A 1061-nucleotide genomic window follows, 5' to 3' on the forward strand; every position below is an offset into this window, starting at 1 on the left:
CCTTCGGGTGTGCGAAGCTGAGAACTTAAGCGCCAGTAAACGGCGGTGGTAACTATAACCATCCTAAGGTAGCGAAATTCCTTGTCGGGTAAGTTCCGACCTGCACGAATGGCGTAACGACTTCTCGACTGTCTCAACCATAGGCCCGGTGAAATTGCACTACGAGTAAAGATGCTCGTTTCGCGCAGCAGGACGGAAAGACCCCGGGACCTTTACTACAGTTTGATATTGGTGTTCGGTTCGGCTTGTGTAGGATAGCTGGGAGACTGTGAAGCTTGAGCGCCAGCTCAGGTGGAGTCGTCGTTGAAATACCAGTCTGGTCGTGCTGGATGTCTAACCTGGGTCCGTGATCCGGATCAGGGACAGTGTCTGATGGGTAGTTTAACTGGGGCGGTTGCCTCCTAAAGAGTAACGGAGGCGCCCAAAGGTTCCCTCAGCCTGGTTGGTAATCAGGTGTTGAGTGTAAGTGCACAAGGGAGCTTGACTGTGAGACCGACGGGTCGAGCAGGGACGAAAGTCGGGACTAGTGATCCGGCGGTGGCTTGTGGAAGCGCCGTCGCTCAACGGATAAAAGGTACCCCGGGGATAACAGGCTGATCTTCCCCAAGAGTCCATATCGACGGGATGGTTTGGCACCTCGATGTCGGCTCGTCGCATCCTGGGGCTGGAGTCGGTCCCAAGGGTTGGGCTGTTCGCCCATTAAAGCGGTACGCGAGCTGGGTTTAGAACGTCGTGAGACAGTTCGGTCCCTATCCGCTGCGCGCGCAGGAATATTGAGAAGGGCTGTCCCTAGTACGAGAGGACCGGGACGGACGAACCTCTGGTGTGCCAGTTGTCCTGCCAAGGGCATGGCTGGTTGGCTACGTTCGGGAGGGATAACCGCTGAAAGCATCTAAGCGGGAAGCCTGCTTCGAGATGAGTATTCCCACCCACTTGATGGGGTAAGGCTCCCAGTAGACGACTGGGTTGATAGGCCAGATCTGGAAGCACCGCAAGGTGTGGAGGTGACTGGTACTAATAGGCCGAGGGCTTGTCCTCAGTTGCTCGCGTCCACTGTGTTG

1 rRNA gene is annotated in these 1061 nt (G+C 56.1%); it reads left to right on the forward strand.

The window, feature by feature from the left end:
- Nucleotides 1–1038: ribosomal RNA gene (locus AB0D27_RS45535) — 23S ribosomal RNA — on the forward strand; the annotation flags it as partial.
- Nucleotides 1039–1061: the final 23 nt, after the last annotated feature.

The organism is Streptomyces sp. NPDC048415 (assembly GCF_040651675.1).
Lineage (GTDB): Bacteria > Actinomycetota > Actinomycetes > Streptomycetales > Streptomycetaceae > Streptomyces.